Below are 15,960 nucleotides of genomic sequence, written 5' to 3' on the forward strand. Positions count from 1 at the left end.
TCGTTGCGGCGCGGGTCGCGCAGCAGCATCAAGGCGTGCTTCTCCAGCTGGCGCACCCGCTCGCGGGAGACCCCCACCTCGTCGGCGACATCCTGCAGCGTGTGCTCGTGGCCGTCCTCCAGCCCGTAACGCATGCCGATGATCTTGGCTTCGCGGGTCGGCAGCGAGTTCAGTACGCTGCGCAGCTGGTCGGTCAGCGCCTGGCGTTCGACCAGATCACTGGCCTGGATGACGTCGTCGTCCTCGATGAGCTCACCGATGTTGGACTCGCCGTCGTCGCCGATGGGCGTGTCGAGGCTGAGCGGATCACGCGAGACCCGCCGGAGCTCGATGACCTTCTCGGCCGGCAGCCCGGCCTCTTCGGCGACCTCCTCGACCGTCGGATCGCGTCCGAGCAGGCGCTGCAGGTCGCGGTCGATCCGGTGCAGCTTGGCGACCGTCTCCGACACGTGGACCGGAAGGCGCACGGTACGCGTCTGCTCGGCCAGACCGCGCTGAATCGCCTGCCGAATCCACCACGTCGCATAGGTGGAGAACTTGAAGCCCTTGGCGTAGTCGAACTTCTCGACAGCTCGGATCAGGCCCAGGTTGCCTTCTTGGATGACGTCGAGGAACGGCAGGCCGCGTCCAGACAGCTTGCGTGCCACGGAGACGACGAGGCGCAAGTTGGCACGGATCATGTGGTCGCGGGCGGCGTTTCCGTCGTCGACGAGAAATTCGAGCTCGGCGCGCTCGGCGTCGCTCAGCTTGCGCTTGCCCCGTCCGCCGTCGACGTTGCCCTTGAGCAGCTGGTCGGCGTAGACACCGGCCTCGATACGCTTGGCCAGCTCGACCTCTTCCGCGGCGGTCAACAGCGGCGTGGATCCGAGTTGGGCGAGGTACCGGCCGACCAGGTCCGGTTCGCCCTCGGAACGCGCGCTGTCATTGCGCCGCGGCCTGTCGGTGCCGCTGCCCGTACGTGCTGCCATGCGTCCCCCTCGAGGTGTATCGTTGTCCGGGACCGTACCCGGACAACTGGCGAACATACGTTCTCAACGCTCGAGACGTGCCAGAGATTCCGCGCAACCTTCTCAGCGCGCGCAAGTCTGGTCAAGCCAGACGCGCTCTCGCCGCAACATTCTCTGTGCACGACCCGGTGGATTCCGGCTCGACGGCTGCGGATGGGCGTGCCGTTCCTGCCGGTTCCGTGTCCTTGTCTTGGTGTGACGTCTTGGTGTGACGGTGCTACCCCAGAACCGTCTGCTGGTGAAACGCCGCGCTTGCGGTTTTGATTCCCGTCCGGCACTCGATGTCGTGACCGGCTACGTCCGGCCGTCTTTCTTGGCTCGAGAAGCTGACTTCGGCTGAATTTCCGGCCGTGCGCGGCGGATTCTGGTGCGTGTGCCGATCATTGCGCAAGAGGCGACGCCAAGGCAGGTGATTCATGAGCGGCGAACGGCTGTCCCACGCACTCCTCAAATCGGGATGAATCGGGCAGGATGACGATCAACGCGACGGCGTGTGTGCGCGTGTGGGCGGGGCGAGCGCTTCGTGGCCCGGACCCCGTGACTCATGGCAGGCTGACTATACGTACGGTTGTCAGGACAAAGTCGCGCGGTGACACCGCGGAGCGCGGGCGCGACCGGGCCGCGACAGTGACCACGACGAGTGAGGTGTGCATGAGAGGCATTGCCGGTGCCCCGGTGAGCTTCGGCGTCTTCGAGTTGACCGCCGATCAGCCGTTGCCGCCGCCCGAGCAGATTCTTGCTGCGCTGCGCGATGCGGGGTACGACGGCGTCGACCTGGGCCCGGTGGGGTGGATGGGCCGGGACGGTGAGATCCAGACCCGGTTGCGCGAGTACGGCATGGCGCTGGCCGGGGGCTGGGTCGATCTGCCGTTCACCGACGACGACGCCTTCGCTGCGGCGCTGCCGAGATTGGACGAGGCGCTCGAGATTTTCGTCGCGGCCGCGGAGGCGGATCGGTCGCGGCTGCCGTTGCCGACATTGGCCGATTCCGGCGACGACACCCGCCGAGCGAATCCCGGCGGCGGTCCGGGCATCGGCCTGGACGAGGCCGGCTGGGACCGCCTTGCGGCCAACGTGGCCACCGCCGCTGCCCGGGTCCGCCGCGCCGGGCTCGAACCGACCTTTCACCACCATGCCTGCACCAACGTCGAGACGCCGGCGGAGATCGACACGTTCCTGGCCCGGACCGATGTCGGCCTGACCCTCGACACCGGTCACCTGATCATCGGCGGAGGCGACCCCGTGGACGGGTGGCGACGCTGGCGGCACCGCATCAACCACCTGCACGTCAAAGACGCGCGGACCGACGTGCTTGCCCAGGTTGTCCGGGAACGTGCCGGGATGCGCGCGGTCTGGGAGCGCCGTGCGTTCGTCGAGCTCGGCGCGGGCGACCTCGACGTCGCCGGATTCATGGATGCCGTCATCGCTGACGGCTTCGACGGCTGGTGCGTCGTCGAGCAGGACGTCGTGCCGTCGCCGTCCGACCCGCCCGGCCGCGCCGCCGAAGACCAGCGTGCCAACCGCGAGGCATTGCGGCGGTGGGTGCCGTGACGTCGCGGATCAAGCTGGCCGTGGCCGGCCTCGGGGCGGTGGCGCAGTCGGTGCATCTGCCGCTGATCGCCCGCCGCTGGGACCTGTTCGAACTGGCCGCGGTCTGCGACCTGTCGCCGAGTCTGCGCAACGAGCTCGGTGCCCAGTACGGCGTGCCGGCGGCGCAGCGCTACGCCGACGTCGACCACATGGTCGCCGAGTCCGGCGTGGACGGCGTGGTCCTGCTGACCTCCGGTTCGCACGGTGCCGCAGCGTTGAGCGCCATCCAGGCTGGCGTGCCGGTGTTCTGCGAGAAGCCCCTGGCCTTCACCATCGACGAGGCACAGCGGCTCGCGGCAGCCGAGCGGGCCTTCGGCCGGCCCGCGTTGCTGCTGGCCTACATGAAGGAGTACGACGACGCCGTACACCGGATGCGTGAGCGGTTGGCTGACGTGCACGGCGTACGCGCGGTCGAGGTCTGTGTCCTGCACCCGACCGGTGAGTCACAACTGGAGTTCGCCAACCTCCGGCCGGTGCCGGACGACGTCGACGCCGGGTCCGTCGAAGCGATCAGCGCGCAGCGGTCCGCGCTGCTCGATCAGGCGCTGGGCACCGATGCGTCCGAACGGTTGCGCCGGCTGTATGCCGACGTCGTCCTGGGCAGCCTGGTCCACGACACCTCCCTGCTGCGGGCGTTGTTCGGCGGCTTCACCCACATCGACGACGCGCGAGCCTGGCCCGACGACGTGTTCCCGCCGTCGGTCGAGGTCACCGGTGAGCTCAGCGGAGCCGTGCCGGCCCGGATGAGCTGGCACTACCTCCCCGACTATCCGGCGTACCGCGAGACGCTCGTGGTCCATCACGCGACGGGGTCGTTGCAGGTGACGTTCGGCACCCCGTACGTCTTGAACGCCGAAACCCGCCTCGACATCGTCGAGTCCGCCGACGGCGGCGAACTGCGCTCGACCTTCGTCTCCACGGGCGAGTCGTTCGAGAACGAGCTCGTGGACTTTCATCGCATGGTGACCGCGGGCACCCGCCCGCGGGCGGGAATCAGCCACGGCATGGCCGACATCGCCACGAGTTTGCAGATCATCCGGGCCCTGGCAGACCGGTACGGGGAGAAAGTGACGACGTGAACGATACGCAGATCGTCCTGGTTCCACACACGCATTGGGATCGTGAGTGGTACGAGCCTTTTCAGGTGTTCCGTCAGCGGCTGACCGACGTGATCGACGACGTCATCGCACGCGCTGAAGCCGACGCGGCGTTCAAGTTCACCCTCGATGGCCAATACGCCGCCATCGACGACTACCTGGAGATCCGGCCCGAGAACCGGGACCGCGTCGTGGAGCTCGTACGGGCCGGACAACTGGCCATCGGGCCGTGGCACATCCTGCTCGACGAATTCCTGTGCTCCGGCGAGACGATCGTGCGCAACCTCGAGATCGGCTGGAAGAGCGCGACCGAGCTCGGCGGCGCGATGCCGGTCGGCTACCTGCCGGACATGTTCGGCCACACCGCACAGATGCCGCAGATCCTGGCGCGGGCCGGCATCCGGCATGCCGCCTTGTGGCGCGGTGTGCCGGGCCGGCTGGATCACCACGCGTTCCGCTGGGAGGCGCCGGACGGCAGCGCCGTGCGGGTGGAATATCTGTTCGACGGCTACGGCAACGCGTTGGACCTCTTCGCGTTCCCGTCGCGGCTGGGCGAGGCGATCCGCGACTACCGGGACCGGACCCGCGACTGGTACGGCGACGCCCCGGTGCTCGGCATGCTCGGCACGGACCATTCCGCACCGCGGTCGGACCTCATGGAACTGGTGCGCAGCGATGTGGAGGCCGGCGTCGAGGTCGCGTCGCTGGCTGAGTACGTCGACCGGTTCGACCCGCACGACGCCGAGCTGCCGACGGTCGCCGGCGAGCTACGCAGCCACGCCAGGGGCAACATCCTGCCCGGCGTCATCTCGGTGCGGGTGGGACTCAAGCAGGCCATGGCCCAGGCCGAGCGGACGGTGGGGGAGGCCGAGGCGCTGGCCGCGCAGTACTCCAACGACGATTTCAGCCAGTTCTTCGATCTGGCCTGGCGCAAGATCGTCGAATGCACCGCCCATGATTCTGTCACCGGCTGCGGCGTCGACGAGACCGCTGAGCAGGTGCAGGCGCGACTGAACGAAGCCGAGCACATCGGCCGGGCCGTGCGCGGGCGGGTGCTGACCGACGTCGCCTCCGGGGTGGCCGGCGACGCTCACATCGTGGTGAACACCGTCCCGTGGCGGCGCGTCGTCCAGGTCGAGCTCGACGTACCGGCCCCGGACGACGATGCGCCGGTCGTGGCGACGGTCCCGGACGGCACGGCGCTGCCCGTGCAGGAGCTGGGGTGTTCGGAGACCCTGCTCGGCGACGAGACGATCGAGGCCGGCGAGCTGGACCGCGTCCTGCGACGTATCCACGGCCGAGAACTGTTCGGTCAGCAGATCGAGTCCTACGAACTCGAGCCCGGACGGCTGGACTTCCGGGTGGCGCAGGTTCCCAACACGCCGGACTTCGACCTCGCGGCGTTACGCGACGAGCTCGAAGCCGCCGCGACTTCCCGGCCCGGGCCGTGGCGAGTCCGCACCATCGCTCAACCGCGGCGCCGGGTGCTCGTGACGACGCCGGTCGACGGGTCCGGTCAAGTCGCGATCCGGACCGCGCAGCAAAGCCGAGAGGTGGAGGCGCCGGAGCCGTCCGCCCTGTCCGGCGCTGTTCACGTCGACGGCGAGGGCATGCACTCCGACCTCGTGCGGGTGGAGGTCAGCATGGACGGCACGCTGCAGGTCCATGGCTCGGACGGGACGACGCTGAGCGGCGTCGGGCGGCTGGTGTCCGGCGGCGATCGCGGCGACAGCTACAACTACGCACCCCCCGCGGCGGACCGTCTGGTCGAGACGCCGTCGACGGTCGATGTCACGGCGCTGGAGGCCGGGCCGCTGCGTGGGGTGTTGCGAGTCGTGCGCGAGTACGACTGGCCGGTGTCGCTGTCCGAGGACGTCGATCGGCGCAGCGCCGAGACGGTTCGGGTGCCGGTGACGACGCTCGTGGAGCTGCGAGCCGGTGAGCCGTTCGTCCGCTTGGACGTCTCGTTCGTCAACCCGGCGCGCGATCACCGCCTGCGGCTGCACGTCCCGCTGTCGGCGCCGGTGTCGGAGTCGGCCGCCGACGGGCAGTTCGCCGTCACCAAGCGCGGGCTGACGTCCGAGGGCGGTTGGGGCGAGTACCCCTTGCCGACGTTCCCCGCATCGGCGTTCGTGTCCGCTGGCGACGCGACCGTGTTGCTCGATCACGTGACCGAGTACGAGCTGGTCGACGGTGGCGCGGAGCTGGCGCTGACGCTGTTGCGTTCGATCGGCTGGATGAGTGTGAACGTGCATCCGTTGCGTGACGAACCGGCTGGGTCGCAGTTCGCCGTGCCGGAGGCGCAGTACCTCGGTCGTACGGTTCGCACTCGCCTGGCGGTGCTGGCGCACAGATCCGGCTGGGCGGGCGCGGACGCGGTGCACTGGGCCGAGCAGTTCCGCCACGATCCGTTGGTGGCTCGGGGCACCGACAGCAGGGGAGCGGACCTCCCGGAGCCTGCGGCTGGGCTGACCGTCACCGGCGACGGCGTCGTGGCATCCTCGATTCGGTCGCGTGACGGCGGCGTGGAGGTGCGGCTGGTGGCCATGTCGGAGCTACCCACCACGGCGACGGTGACCGGGCCGTTCGACGTGGCGCGGCGCGCCGACCTGCTGGGCCGACCGCTGGGGACCCTCACCGTGGACTCGCCGGAGGGGGAGACCGGCCGCGTCGAGGTCAGCCTGAAGGCGTGGGAGATCGCCACCATCCACGTCGCGTGATCGTTGGCGCGAAACGGCGGCTATGGCAGCCAGATTGCGCCAACGATCACCGCGTGAGGGCGACGACGGCGGCCAGCGGCGTCTCGAGGCGGTGCGGTCCGGGCGCTCCCGGGAACCGCACCATGTCGCCATGGACCACCTGACGCCGCCCGGCGGTGTCGGCCAGCACCAGCCCGTCGGCGTCGACTGCGACCAGTTCGTCGTCGACGCGCAGCAGAACGGGCTCGCTGGTTCCTGCCGTCACCGCCGTGCGGCCCTGGCGCAACCCGTCCAGAACGTCCTCCGGTGCGGCCGACTCGCATGCCACCCAGGTCACCGGTTGGGCCAGCGGACGTCCGTGCGCGGGGCTGTGGAAGTCGCTGCCGCTGATGGGCACCGTGCTCGGGTTCCACGCCTCCCACCAGGCAAGTGGGCCGGTCCAGGTGCGGTCCAGCCAGCTCCAGTGCCAGATCTCGGCGAGCGGCGGACGGTCGTTCGCCTCCAGCGGCTGGTGCCATGAGCAGTCAGCGGCCAGCGGGTGGTTGATCGACAGCAGACCGCCGGCGGCGTCGACGTCGCGGACCCAGTGAGCGGCGGGGCGGCGGAAGTCGACCCAGTCGATGGCGCCGAACGCGTTGGCGTGGCCACGGTCGGTCGTGACCTCCTGCCCCGGCAGTAGACCGACGCCGTACCGGTCGCTGACGCGGGGGAGCGCGGCATGGTGGCTGACGGTGTTGTGATCGGTGACGGCCAGGACGTCTAGGCCAGACTCGACCGCGTGCGCCGCGAGCTCTCCGATGCCGAGCGTGCCGTCGGAATGCAACGTGTGAGCGTGGAAGTCGCACGCCAACCACGTCAGGCCCGGCTCGGCGGGCAGCGCCCGGCGCGGCGGTCGCTGGGGCACCGGCGGCTCGGGCGGCTCGGGATCGAGCGGGGCTGCGCCGTCGAGTTCGATCTCCACCACGACGCCGACCCCGGCGCCCGGCACGCGATGTAGCCCCAACACCACCGACCACACGCCCGGTTCCGGCTCGCCGGGCACATAACCCGGCGTCGCCGCGTCCGCGGTGATGGTGAACCGCGACCTGGCACCGCCGGACCAGCCGCGCCAGCCCTGCGGGCCGGAACAGCCGAGGTCGATGACAGCCTCGCGGCCGGCGGCGTAGGCCAGGCGTACGTGGATCGCGCCGACGCCGGCCGGCACCTCGAACGGCACTTCGAGGTAGGGCGACTCCGCGCGCTCGTCCGGACCGAGCCGCAACTCGATGCGTTCGGTCATGCCGACTCGCCGGCGGTGCCGGCCGACACCGTGGGCACGCCGGGCGACGCTCCGAGCAGTTCCTCGCTCTCGGCATCGAACAGCAGCGTTCGGCCCGGCCGCGCCCGCACCCAGCCGCGGGCCCCGATGTCGGGCTCGTTCTCTTCGTCCACGACCACCTGGATCAAGGTGTCCTGCGCGTTGACCGTGACGAGCACCGAGGCGCCCAGGTTCTCCGCCACCGTGACCTCGCCCTCGACCGCGTCGTCGTCCGGCGCGGGCGTCGATGGCGACCAGGACAGGTACTCCGGCCGAGCCCCCCAGATGACCTTCTGCCCGTCCGTCACCGCGCCGGCGGTGTCGGGAGGCAGGGAAAGCGACGTGCCGGCCAGCGACACGCGACCGCCCTCGACGACGGCAGGGTGCAGGTTCATCGGGGTGGAGCCGACGAACCCGGCCACGAATGTGTTCGCCGGCCGGGCGAACACCTCGCGCGGGCTGCCGACCTGCTGAATCCGCCCGTCGCGCATGATGGCCATCCGGTCGGCCAGCGCCAGCGCCTCGGCCTGGTCGTGGGTCACGAACACCGTCGTGACGCCGAGATCGCGCTGCAATCGCTTCAGGAAGGTCCTCGCCTCGAGGCGCAGCCGGGCGTCGAGGTTGGACAACGGCTCGTCGAACAGGAACACCTGCGGGTTGCTCGCCACCGCCCGCGCGAGCGCCACGCGCTGCTGCTGGCCGCCGGACAACTGCCCCGGGCGGCGAGCCATCAGCCCGTCGAGCGACAGCCCGGCGCCGACGTCCTCGGCCTTGGCCAGCCGTTCGCCCTTGTCCACCTTCTGGATCTTCAACGGGTAGGCGATGTTGTCGGCGACGGACATGTGCGGGAACAACGCGTAGTCCTGGAACACCATGGCGACCTGGCGCTGCCCCGGCTGCAGGTCGGTGACGTCGCGGTCGCCGATGTGCAGCCGGCCGTCGGTAGCCGACTCCAGCCCGGCGATGGTGCGCAGCAAGGTCGTCTTGCCGCAGCCGGATGGTCCGAGCAGGGCGAAGAACTCGCCGTCGTCGATGGTGAGATCGAGTCCGTCGACGGCGCGGACGCCGCCGGGGTACTCCTTGACGAGGTGGTGCGTGGTGATCGCCGCCATCAGCGCTTGATCCCTCCGTGGAAGCGGAAGCCGTAGCGGCGGTTCACGAACAGGTACATGGCCACTACCGGGATGGAGAAGAGCAGGGAGAACGTGGAGATGAGCGCGAGGTCGGGCTGGCCGCCCTCGGTGTAGAAGGTGAACATGGTCACCGCCGCGGGTCGCTTGTCGGCCGAGCGCAGCAGAATGAAGGGGACCAGGAAATTGCCCCACACCTGCACGACCGCCCACACCGAGATCGTCGCCAGGCCCGGGCGGGCGATCGGCACGACCACATGGCGCAGGATCTGCAACGACGACGCCCCGTACACCCGCGCGGACTCCTCGTACGAGCGCGGGGTGGAGTCCATGAAGTCCTTGAGGATGAAGATCGCCGTCGGCAACAACCCGCCCGCCAGCACGAGGATGACCCCGAGTTGGCGGTCGATGAGCCCGAGTTCGGAGATGAGCAGGAACGTGGGCACCATGGCCGCGGTTCCGGTGACCACGGACGACAGCAGGAGCAACGTGTAGAGCAGGGCATCCCGCCCGGGGATGCGCACCCTCGAGAGTGCGTACGACGCCAGCGCGGCGAGAACCAGCACGATCGCGGTCGTGCCGGCCGCGAGCAGGACGGAGTTCCACAACGATTCCAGCGCGTACGGGTTGTCGACGAGCGTCCGGAAATTCGCGAGGGTGAACTCGGGCCACGAGACCGCCAACGACGGTGCTCGGTCGAACGGCGCGCTGGCCAGCCACAGCAGGGGGAGGGCGAAGAACGCCAGAACGAAGGCGATGAAGAGGTAGCGGCCGATGAAACCCAAGGACTGCCGCACGGTCATGTCTTTCGCTCCCGCAGCAATCGGAGGTACACGGAGGCGACCACGAGATTGATCAGGATCATGATCAACGACAGCGCTGCTCCCTCGCCGAGAGCGCCCTCCTTGAGCGCGACCCGGTAGATGTAGATGCCGAGAATCTCGGTACGCCCTTCCGGTCCGCCTGCGGTGATCAGGTACGGCGCAAAGACGTTGAACGTCCACAACGTGATGAGCAGCGTATTCGTCAGAACGTGGCCGCGGATGTTCGGGAAGACGACATCGCGCAACGTCGCAAGGGTGCCGGCGCCGGACATCTTCGCCGTCTCGAACTGCGACGGCGGAACCGCCGCCAGCGCGGAGCTGAACAGCAGCATCGAGAACGCCGTGCCGTTCCAGATGTTGAAGATGATGATCGACTGCATCGGGTACTCGAGCAGCCACGCGGTGCCCTCGGTACCGAGGAGGGCATTGAGCGTGCCGTCCCGCCGAGCCAGCAGCGCGATCCACAGGAACGCGATGACCGAGGCGGGAATGATCCAGGCCATCAGGACCACGGTCTCGACCACCGTGCGAATGCCCTGGCGCAACCGGCGAAACGCCCAGGCCAGCGAGAAGCCCAGAATCGACTGACCGACAACGGCGGAGAAGAACACGAAGGCCAACGTGAGCATCAACGACGTCCGAAACGCCGGGTCGTTGAGCGCGTCCAGGTAGTTGTCGGCGCCGACGAACTCCGGCTCAGCGGCCGCCAAGCCGGTCAGTCGCCAGTTGGTCAGCCCCAGATACAGCGTCCAGATCGCCGGGAAGATCAAGAAGACGGCGATGAGCAGCATCGCCGGGGCGACGAACGCGGCGGCCCGGCCCCGGCCGAGCCCGGCCGCGTCGCCATCGTCGACGGCCGTACGCCGGCGGGGCTGTTCGGGCTGCCCCGCCGGCGCGGCGTCAGTCTGTTGTAACGGAGCCGTCATCGCCGACGATGTCCTCCAGTTCACTCTGGTACGACGCGGCCGCTTCCTCCGGCGAGTCACCGGAGACGATGGCAGCAGTGGCCTCCTGCAGCGCCACCGACACCTGCGGGTACAGCGCCAGCGACGGTCGGTACGACGTGATCGGCAGAACCTCTTCAGCGATGTAGCTCAGCATCGGGTCGCCGGCCAGCGCCTCGGCATTGACGTCGTCGCGCGGAGTGATGCGGGCAGAGCCGGCCAGCATCGCCTCGTAGGCCTCCGGCGAGTTCATGAACTGCAACAGCTCCCAGGCCTGCTGCGGGTACTCGGTGTTCGGGTTGAGCACCCGCCCGGTGCCGCCGGACATGCTGACGAAGTCCTGGCCGTTGACGCCGGCGCCGGGTTCACGGGCGGGAATCTTCGCCCAGCCGACGACCTCGTCGCGGTTCGGCATGGGGGCGATGCCCTCCTCGGGGTTGATCACCGAGCGCCACAGGTAGTCGCTCTCGATCAGCATGCCCAGCTCACCGTCGGCGAACATCTGGAAGGACGTATCGCGACCCTGCGCCTCCTGCTGGATCAGCGGGTCGCCGAGCGGTTCGTCGCCGCCGTACACCTCGGCGTAGAAACCGAGTGTCTCGGTGACTCCGGCCGAGGCGCCGCGCCAGGCGCCGTCCTCCTCGATGAGCTCACCGGTCCCGGCCAGGAACGGGAGGAAGCCCTGCATGGTGGTGGCCTCGCCCATCGCCGTTCCGGCGTTGATCTGCATCGGCGTGACGCCATCGAGCTGCTGGAGTGCACGGGCGGCGTCGAGAAGCTCGTCCCAGCTGGTCGGCTGCCAGTCTTCGGGCAGCCCGGCCTGGGCGAACAGCTCCTTGTTGAAGAAGATGACGCGGCCGTCGGTGCCCAGCGGGATCCCGTACTTCTCGCCGCCGAACGACATCGCCTGCTGCACCGATTCGGGAATCTGCTCCCAGCCGTCCCACTCGTCCACGGCGTCACCGGCCACGTCACTCAGCGGCGCGATGTAGCCGGCCTCGGCGAACTCGCCAGTCCAGATGCCGTCGATGCCGATGATGTCAGCGCCCTCGCCGGACTGCAGGTCGAGGGCGATCTTGGTCTTGTACTCCTCGTCGTCGACGCCGTTCTCCTCGAACTCGACGGTGACGTCGACACCCTTCTCTTCCTGCATCGCGGTGAACTCCGGAATCACCCATTCGGTGACCCAGGTGGCGCCTTCGGAGTTCTTGCCGCCGACGATCGCGTTGTCGGTGATGGTCAGCGTCACCTCGGTGGCGTCAGCGTTCTGGCTGGGGTCGCCACCGCCGGAACCGCCGTCGTCATCGCTGCCGCATGCGGCCAGGACGAGGGTCGCGGCGAGGAGGCCGGCGACGCTGCCGCCCAGCCTGGTGTTGAGCTTCATCAATCCTCCAGAGCTGAACCTTCGGTGAACCGGCTGTCAGATTGTCATGACCTCTTGACGAATGCCAGAACGCGTACGAAACAGTGACCTAATCGCAGTGGACGGTCACCGTGCGGGCAGCATCGAGGCCTCCCATCTGTGGTCAATGTCCTAACATACTGACGTCCGGATGTGTGAATGGAGGGGCTAGGTGGGAGACGAGATCCCGCGGCTCGTTGTCGATCGCACGAGCCCGGTGCCGCTGTACTTCCAGGTCGCTCAGCACCTGGAACACCTCATCGAGTCCGGCGCTTATCCGCCGGGTACCCGGCTGGACAACGAGATCGTCCTCGCCGATCAGCTCGGCCTGTCCCGGCCCACCATGCGTCGTGCCATCGAGTATCTGGTCGACCGCGGCATGCTCGTCCGCAAGCGCGGCGTCGGAACCCAGGTCGTGCAACCGAAGGTCCGTCGCCCCGTCGAGCTGTCCAGTCTGTACGACGACCTGCGCGCAGCAGGCAAGCAACCACGCACCGAGGTGCTCTCGTTCGACGTCCAGACGCCGAGCGAGGTGGTGGCCGAGGCCCTGGGCCTGGACGACACGGCGGAGGTCTACGTCGTGCGCCGGCTGCGCTTCGCCGGCGACGATCCACTGTCGATCATGACCAACCACATCCCGACGACCATGGTCGACCTCGATGCCGAGATGCTGGCGCGTACCGGGCTGTACGAGCTGATCCGTGCGGCCGGGATCACGCTCAAGATCGCCACCCAGTCGATCGGCGGGCGAGCGGCCAAGGCCGCTGAGGCTCGGCTCCTGAACGAGAAGCCGGGCGCGCCGCTGCTGACCATGACCCGGGTGGCCTACGACGAGGTCGGGCGGGCGGTGGAGTACGGCTCGCACCTCTACCGGGCGTCGATGTACACGTTCGAGCTCACCTTGACCACGACGTAGCGTCGTCGGTCAGGATTCGATCCCGCGCTGTTGGAGCTGTGTGAGCAGATCTGGTGTCAACGACCCGTACCCGGTGGACGCCCACGGCTCGGCGTCGGCGTCCATGTAGTGCACCACGGTGGTCTCGGTGGGCAGGTCGAGGATGTCAGGCTCGCGGTGCTTGCGGATGTCGCGCCGGCAGGCGGCACAGCACGGCACATCGCGAGCGCCGGCCGGCGTGGACCACGGGGCTGTCGTCGTCGCCGTGCCGTGCAGCGGGTTGAAGAAGCATGCCGCCTTCGGCGTCCACGGTTTTCCGGCCACGGCGTGATCGAGAGCGTCGTCGCCGCGCTGGGTCAACACGAGCGCGCCGATGGAGTCGGCGGCGTCGGTCGAACCGTCCAGCACGGCCGTCGCGGCCTGGTAGTGGTCGAGCGCGGCGGCCCAGGCGTGGCTGTCGGCGCCCTGGCCGATTTCGAGCTCACGGATGCGCTGGCCCAGGGCAGCACTCTCGGTCTCCGCGCGCCGTCGCCACTCGCGCATCTGCGCGGACGAGATCCGTTGCAGCGCGCGCCGCTTCAGTGCCACGTCGGCCCGCGGCCGCCGCCGGCCTAGCCACCAGCCGCCGACGACGACAGCGACCAGAACCGCACCCAGTCCCACCGCCACCGGGGTGTCCATGCCGAGGAACTGGCCCGGCTCGTCCGGCTCGTTCTGCGGCTGCTCCGGGAAGTGCTCCTCATGCACCTGGCGGGCGTCGCCGCTGGTGTAGATCTCGAGTGTTTCGACCAGTTGCTCGCCGAGGTCGCTGGGGTATCGATCGCGGGCGACCAACGCCGCCAGCGAGTTCTCGTTGTCGGTGGAGACGCCGTAGGTCGTGGACTCCGTACGCCACGAGGTCTGCGGGGTGCCTGCGGTGACGAAGTACACGCCGTCTTCAGGCAGTTCGCGATGGACCAGGGTGACGAGCTGGTTCGCGGAGACGTCGCTGTCGTAGCCCAGCGGCACGGCCAGCACGAACACCTGGTGTTCGGCGTCGGCGACGAGCGAGGTGATGTCGTCCAATTGCCCGGCCGCGATGGCGTCGGTGAGAGCCGGGTCGACATGCACGCCGTCGTCAGCGAGATCTGCGGCGATCGCGGCCGGATCTGGCTCGTAGGCGGGCTCTTCCACGTCACTCTGTCTGGTCATCGTGCCCTCCGTCGCCGGGCTGCGGACCAGCCGCCGAGGATCAGCAGGCCGAGGACGGCACCGTCGAACGCGCCGATGAGCAGGCCGGCGGCGATGGTGCCGGCGGTTCCGCCGAAGTAGTTGCTGCTGGTGTCCTCGCCCAGTTCGTACTGGCGGCCGTCGTTGTTCTCGATCTCCTGCAGCAGCTGGGTGGTCTCCTGGGCGCCGGTCGATTCGCCGTCGTAGTCGCCCAGGATGTGAAAACGCTCGCCGGTGATGCCCACATCGGTATGGGCCAGGTCGGCGCCAGGGGCAAACTCGAGGTAGAGCCCGGGTTGGCCGGTCAGTTCGCCGATCTGCTTCAGCACGTCGGCGCTGTAGGCGTACCCGGCTTCCCAACTATCCGGCCACACGACCAGGAAGACCTGGGGGTCCGACGCGGCCGCGGCGGCATCCAACCGGGCGAGTTGCTGCTCGGTGAACACTCCCTCGCTACTGGGGTCGACGTACACGTGGGAGTCGGCCAGTCCAGCGGCGGCGGCTCGGGCTCGTTCGGTCACCTCCACCTCGGCCGGGACTTCGGGCGTGGAGACCCACCACGCGATACCGGCCCCGGCCGCCGCACAGATCAGCGTGATCAGCAGACCTCGGATTCGCCGGCTCATGGGCGCGTGACCCGATCGTCGAGCACCTGGTCGGCGAGGTCGCCGACCAACGCCCCGAAGCCGGTCCGGGCCCAGACGGTGGACGTCTCGACGTACGGCTTCCACCCGCGCCGCCCGCTGCGTACGGACAGGAAGGGCCCGGGGTCCCTCTGTTGGGCGCAGGACCTGCAGACCGGAGCGTCGATCGAAGACCCGCCGACCCGGACGGTGTCATGGGCCTCGCCGTGCGCCGGGTTGACGAAACAGGGGCGATAGGGCTTGGAGTCCGGATCTGTCCGGCGATTCAACTCGCGATGAGCGACCCGGCCGAGCACCTGGGCGCCTACGGCGTCGAGATCGTCGCCGGTGCTCATCGCGCGGTCGGCGGCTTCGATGGCCCGAGTCGCCGATTCCGCCTGCGGGTCGGTGAGGGTGGCGGCAGGCAGTTCGGCGAGGCGGCGGCGGGCGGCATCGACGATTCGTTGCGCGTGGACACGAGCGTCGGCCGGGATCGGCGCATGATCGTCGCGACGAGGCAGCGGGGCTGTCCGGGCGACCACGAGGGTGACGATGAGCCCGGCGACGACGATCCCCGACGTCGTGGCGATCACCGCCACCCATCGGCCGGCCGTGGCATCGGTGCGTGCGCTGCCGGTCTCTGGCCGGATGGCCCACGACTGGTTCGCGTACTCCTCGACCACGGACTCCGGCAGAGCGGCGCCGGGCTGCTCGGCGGAGCGAACGGTGTAGACCGCCTCGAGCAGCGACGAAGCCATCGGGTACTCGCCTGAGGCATTCGCTTCGGCGCTCAGGACGGCGTCGTTGGCGGCGCGGCCGGTGAAGTCCTCCAGGCCGTCGCCCCAGCCGTGGCTGTAACTGGGGCCGTCCGGGAAGGCGACGTAATAGAGCCCGTCGCCGAGAGCGTCGCGGAACAGCGCCGCCGCCTGCTCGGCCGGGCGCTCGGCGTCGGTGAGGTCGGCCGGGACCTCGGCGAGGACCACGTAGACCGGGACGTCGACGCCGGCAGCGGCGTCGGTGAGCACGTCGTGCGCACGCGCGGAATCGCCCATGGCCATGGACGGCTGCACCAGGATCGGGTCGGCGCGCAGGTGTTCGATGATCTCGTCGACGGTGCCGGCGTGGGAGTCGTCGCCGGCAGCCAGGACTTCGCCGGAAGCGACGGGGGCGACGACCAGGAACGTGCCTATGGCCAGCGTGCAGACGGTCGCCAAACGCCTCCACCAAGACCGTGCGATCTTCG

Annotated in this window: 13 protein-coding genes; 4 read left to right on the forward strand and 9 right to left on the reverse strand. The window is 69.2% G+C overall.

All coding sequences use genetic code 11. The features are described 5' to 3' along the window. Window positions 1–968, reverse strand: a 968-nt coding sequence (locus tag M6444_RS11020) for a sigma-70 family RNA polymerase sigma factor (RefSeq protein WP_298326894.1), incomplete at its 3' end; no start/stop codon positions are given. Between the two features lie 690 nt (window positions 969–1,658). On the opposite strand from M6444_RS11020, the gene M6444_RS11025 reads away from it, so the two are divergent. From M6444_RS11025 to M6444_RS11035, 3 genes are read left to right on the forward strand one after another with little or no spacing between them, the layout of a single operon-like run. Further along, window positions 1,659–2,558: a sugar phosphate isomerase/epimerase gene (locus tag M6444_RS11025; RefSeq protein WP_298326896.1), complete on the forward strand. Its 900-nt coding sequence runs from the start codon at window positions 1,659–1,661 to the stop codon at window positions 2,556–2,558. Continuing rightward, window positions 2,555–3,676, forward strand: coding sequence for a Gfo/Idh/MocA family oxidoreductase (locus tag M6444_RS11030; protein ID WP_298326900.1), 1,122 nt, complete (start codon window positions 2,555–2,557; stop codon window positions 3,674–3,676). The genes M6444_RS11025 and M6444_RS11030 overlap by 4 nt, the downstream gene beginning before the upstream one ends. Next, window positions 3,673–6,414 carry a glycoside hydrolase family 38 C-terminal domain-containing protein gene (locus M6444_RS11035; RefSeq protein WP_298326903.1) on the forward strand — a complete coding sequence of 914 codons (2,742 nt, stop codon included), beginning with the start codon at window positions 3,673–3,675 and terminating at the stop codon, window positions 6,412–6,414. Before M6444_RS11030 ends, M6444_RS11035 begins: the two co-directional genes overlap by 4 nt. A gap of 46 nt (window positions 6,415–6,460) precedes the next feature. Here M6444_RS11035 and M6444_RS11040 read toward each other — a convergent pair whose 3' ends face one another. From M6444_RS11040 to M6444_RS11060, 5 genes are all read right to left on the reverse strand, one after another. Further along, the gene (locus M6444_RS11040; RefSeq protein WP_298326906.1) at window positions 6,461–7,672 is read right to left on the reverse strand and encodes a CehA/McbA family metallohydrolase; all 1,212 of its coding nucleotides are present in this window, start codon (window positions 7,670–7,672) and stop codon (window positions 6,461–6,463) included. Further along, complete coding sequence (locus tag M6444_RS11045; protein ID WP_298326909.1) at window positions 7,669–8,802, reverse strand: ABC transporter ATP-binding protein; 1,134 nt, start codon at window positions 8,800–8,802, stop codon at window positions 7,669–7,671. The genes M6444_RS11040 and M6444_RS11045 overlap by 4 nt, the downstream gene beginning before the upstream one ends. After that, on the reverse strand, window positions 8,802–9,623 hold the full coding sequence (locus M6444_RS11050) for a carbohydrate ABC transporter permease (RefSeq protein WP_298326912.1): 822 nt from the start codon (window positions 9,621–9,623) through the stop codon (window positions 8,802–8,804). The genes M6444_RS11045 and M6444_RS11050 overlap by 1 nt, the downstream gene beginning before the upstream one ends. Beyond that, complete coding sequence (locus tag M6444_RS11055; protein ID WP_363326324.1) at window positions 9,620–10,435, reverse strand: sugar ABC transporter permease; 816 nt, start codon at window positions 10,433–10,435, stop codon at window positions 9,620–9,622. The genes M6444_RS11050 and M6444_RS11055 overlap by 4 nt, the downstream gene beginning before the upstream one ends. 109 nt (window positions 10,436–10,544) lie before the next feature. Then, window positions 10,545–11,972: an extracellular solute-binding protein gene (locus M6444_RS11060; RefSeq protein ID WP_298326917.1), complete on the reverse strand. Its 1,428-nt coding sequence runs from the start codon at window positions 11,970–11,972 to the stop codon at window positions 10,545–10,547. A gap of 190 nt (window positions 11,973–12,162) precedes the next feature. On the opposite strand from M6444_RS11060, the gene M6444_RS11065 reads away from it, so the two are divergent. Further along, window positions 12,163–12,906: a GntR family transcriptional regulator gene (locus tag M6444_RS11065; protein ID WP_298326919.1), complete on the forward strand. Its 744-nt coding sequence runs from the start codon at window positions 12,163–12,165 to the stop codon at window positions 12,904–12,906. A 9-nt stretch (window positions 12,907–12,915) separates the two neighbouring features. Here M6444_RS11065 and M6444_RS11070 read toward each other — a convergent pair whose 3' ends face one another. Genes M6444_RS11070 through M6444_RS11080 form a run of 3 tightly spaced genes read right to left on the reverse strand, consistent with a single transcriptional unit; the run spans window position 12,916 to window position 15,931 of the window. After that, complete coding sequence (locus M6444_RS11070) at window positions 12,916–14,076, reverse strand: hypothetical protein (protein ID WP_298326921.1); 1,161 nt, start codon at window positions 14,074–14,076, stop codon at window positions 12,916–12,918. Next, window positions 14,073–14,720, reverse strand: a complete 648-nt coding sequence (locus tag M6444_RS11075) for a hypothetical protein (RefSeq protein WP_298326924.1) — start codon at window positions 14,718–14,720, stop codon at window positions 14,073–14,075. The genes M6444_RS11070 and M6444_RS11075 overlap by 4 nt, the downstream gene beginning before the upstream one ends. Beyond that, window positions 14,717–15,931 carry a hypothetical protein gene (locus M6444_RS11080; RefSeq protein WP_298326931.1) on the reverse strand — a complete coding sequence of 405 codons (1,215 nt, stop codon included), beginning with the start codon at window positions 15,929–15,931 and terminating at the stop codon, window positions 14,717–14,719. The genes M6444_RS11075 and M6444_RS11080 overlap by 4 nt, the downstream gene beginning before the upstream one ends. Window positions 15,932–15,960: the final 29 nt, after the last annotated feature.

This window comes from Haloactinopolyspora sp. (assembly GCF_027324685.1).
Classification (GTDB): Bacteria; Actinomycetota; Actinomycetes; order Jiangellales; family Jiangellaceae; genus Haloactinopolyspora.